3 protein-coding genes are annotated in these 3,232 nt (G+C 69.8%); 2 read left to right on the top strand and 1 reads right to left on the bottom strand.

Going from position 1 to position 3,232, the window contains the following annotated elements; genetic code table 11:
• Window positions 1-72 precede the first annotated feature (72 nt).
• Entirely contained in the window at window positions 73-687 is a 615-nt protein-coding gene (locus ACWEVN_RS47355; RefSeq protein WP_452055643.1) for a hypothetical protein, read from the bottom strand.
• Window positions 688-1,549: 862 nt separating this feature from the next.
• Between ACWEVN_RS47355 and ACWEVN_RS47350 the strand changes: the two genes are divergently transcribed.
• Window positions 1,550-2,833, top strand: a complete 1,284-nt coding sequence (locus ACWEVN_RS47350) for a hypothetical protein (RefSeq protein ID WP_452055642.1) — start codon at window positions 1,550-1,552, stop codon at window positions 2,831-2,833.
• A 70-nt stretch (window positions 2,834-2,903) separates the two neighbouring features.
• Window positions 2,904-3,125, top strand: a complete 222-nt coding sequence (locus ACWEVN_RS47345; protein WP_452055641.1) for a hypothetical protein — start codon at window positions 2,904-2,906, stop codon at window positions 3,123-3,125.
• Window positions 3,126-3,232 lie beyond the last annotated feature (107 nt).

The raw sequence follows: 3,232 nt of genomic DNA, 5'->3' as shown, positions 1-3,232 counted from the left end.
CCAGCGCCCCTCTCGTGGTGTCGGCACCTAACGGTGCCAGCGCCCCTCTCGTGGTCGGCGGCCCCGGCCGAATCACTCTGCCGGAACACCCACCCCTGAATCTCGTTCGGACGGCTCGACCTGCTCGCCCACAGGTGCCTCAACAGCCCGCACGTCATCTGAGGTTGCCAGGTCAACTGCTTCCGCGTGCGTGGAGTCCGCGTCGCTCCGCTGGCCGCCGACCCTCGACGCTGCCGCAGCAGTACGCGACAAGGCGGTGACCGCCTTCGCCGAGATCCCCAGCAACGCCGCCGTCTCCGCCGCGCCGACATCCGCCGCGCGGATCTCGGCCACCGCGGTCGCCATCACCGCCCGCCACTCGCCGACCTCCATCTCCGCATCCGCGCGGACCTGCTCGGCCGCCCGCTCGAACTCCGCGACCTTCACCGCGCGCTGCCGCTCCAGCTCGGCCAGCTTCCGCTCCAGCTGCGCCCCCAGCGCGCCGATGCGATCCTCACGCCGGCGCTCCACCGCTTCGATCGCCGTCACTGCCTCTGCGAACGGGCCCAGCGCCGCATCAACGCGTCGCTCGTTCTCGCGCTCGCGCTCCAGCTGCTCGACGCGGCGGCGCCGCGCCGCTTCCAGCCGCTCCAGCGTCGCCGACGACCGACGCTTCCGCTTGGAGCCTGTTGTGTGATGTTCAACCATGACGCACCTCCCGCGCGGGGAGGGCTGCGGTTCTCTCCACCAACCTACCCGCGGCACCGGCGTCACCGCGGCGCACCGGCGGGTCAGCGCTCGCACCGCCGACAAGGCGACTGACAGCGTCGACCGTGTTCACGACGACAGCGGGCGAGGAGAAGGGCGCGGTACCGCCGCAGCAGCCCCGAAGGGCCACGCCACCGAAGTGGCGAGCGGCAAAACTCGCGGCGGCCCGCTGACGCTCCGACTCAGGGACACGTAGGCCCGCGGAGCGCTACGACGAGCATACCCGCAGGCCATCGCACCCGTGGCCGGCCACAGGGGAAGCCGTTTCCGCTGGTCAGCCGTCTAGGTCCAGAGCACCGGCAGGGACGCACTCGTGAGGTGGATCGGTTGCGTCCGCGGGTGGTGGGTGGCCCCGAAATTGTATCGGTCGTCCCCCCAAATGCAAGGGCACCCCAAAATATTTTTGTCCGAAAAGCGTGGCCAAAAATATTTCGAGGCCCCACCCTTGCATTCGGGGCCCCTACTCCCTAGGCCAGGCGTTAAGGGCAGGCCGAGGGCCTGCCCTGGTTGCTTCAGGGCCACCCACCACCCACTCGGCACGTGGTCACCCCTACTGCGCTGACCAGCAGCGCCACAGCGCCATTCAGGCGCCGTCAGCACGCGCGTGACCACCCGAAGGCCAGCCTGACAGCAAATCAAACAAGGCACTTCAACTAGCCCCGTTAAATTGCTCGAAATAGTCACACGAAAACTCTGTATCGAGTGGAATAGACGACAGTCAGGCGGTAATATTGACATCGCAAGGTGATCGGGACGGCAAACCCGAGAACCGAACTCATTCAACACGTAAGGATCAACTCTCATGGTTGCGACCATTCACCGTAAGCACCTCCCCAGCATCACCCGCGCCGTGCAAGCGTTGCAGGCGCAGCCGCCGCGCGTCCGGACCGCCCTCACCGAGCTACGAGTTGTCTTCACCGACAGCGGGGACAACCCACCCGCGATCCTCGCCGCGTGCGCCACCCTGCTCAACACCGACGCCGCGATCAACGGTGACGTCCTCGCCGCCGTGCGCACCGCTCACACCGAGTGGGACAGCTACGGCGAGACCGAGCGCGAGCTGGTCAACCTGTGCGTCTACAGCAGCGAGACCCGCCGGGCCGTCGCCGTGACCGAGGTCAACGACGTGACGGTGATGCTGCGCGAGACGCCGCCGCGTATCGCCGACGCGCTCAACGGGTTGCGGTGGCTCAACGCCGCCACCGGCGGCAGCCACCAGCACGCGTTCACCACGTGCACCACACTGCTCAAGAACCCCAGCGCCACCCACCCCGCCATCGTCGAAGCCATCCACACCGCCCACCAGTTGTGGCCCAGCCTCGCCGATGACCTGCGCACGCTCGTCATGACGTGCGTGTTCGCCAGCAAGGCCCGCGCCGCCCACGCGCGCGCCCGCGCCGCCGCCCGGCAGCAGACCACCGAAGCCACCTCCGGTGACATCCACCGGTGCGGCAACTGTGACGGCAACCTCGCCGGGCTCCCCGAGATGCGCTACTGCTCCGATGCCTGCCGCCGGGAAGCCGAGTCCGCGCAGCGCCCCATGCCTGGCGAGCACACCGCCACCGAAGAACCGGCCGAGCCTGCCACAGCGGCCGAGAGCACCCCGCCGGTGACCACGCCCACCGCCGAGGAGAAACCGAAGACCAAGGCCACGAGCACGGCGAAGGCCGGACGCGAGCCGATCGAGAAGCAGGCGGAGGGCCGTTACGTCGTCGGGGAGGTGGAAGCCCAGTATGACGAGCAGTGGCGGCAGATTCAGCAGGCGATCCCGACCGCCGGTTTCGTCCGCAAGGACGAGCGCGCGGTGGACCTCTACGAGCAGGAGCGGCAGCGTCACGCCGACCTGGACGACAGCAGCGACGCCGCGACCGACCTGACCGGCTACGCCCTGTCCGACGAGGATTACGACCGGCTTGCCTTGCTCCCGGTCGCGCCGGGCGGATTGTGCGCGGCGTGCAACCTCGAACGCACCCCCACCGAGCAGCGCACTCCGAGCACGGACAGCCGGTGCGAGATGTGCCGGGACCGTGACATGCCGCCGCTGCGTACGTTCGTGCCGTCGCGCGAACTCGCCGCCGTCGCCTGACCACCCGCCACACGCGGGGGCACCCCGAACCCGGGTGCCCCCGCCCCACCTCGAACCAGGAGCCGCCACCGTGCGCACCTTTCACGACATCCTCGCCGACATCGACCGCGAGTTAGCCGCCGCCGACCTGATCCCAACCGACGAACCCGCCGCTGTCGCCGCGTTCCTGCGCGCACTACTCGCCCGCGACGCCCGGCCCCTCACGACCGCGAAGGGCGACACGGCCGACGTCGTGCCTGCCGCCGCCATCCGCCGCGAGCTGGACCACCTCACGCAGCACGGCCAGCCCTGACGACCATCCGCACACGACGGCGGCCGCCGATCCCCGGATCGGCGGCCGCCGTGCTGTGTCGGCACAGCCCGGGGACCGCGCAGGCGCCGGCAGACGGCGCCAGGGGC

It is taken from the genome of Amycolatopsis sp. NPDC003861, from assembly GCF_053605405.1.
This window is presented reverse-complemented; position numbering and strand designations above follow the sequence as displayed.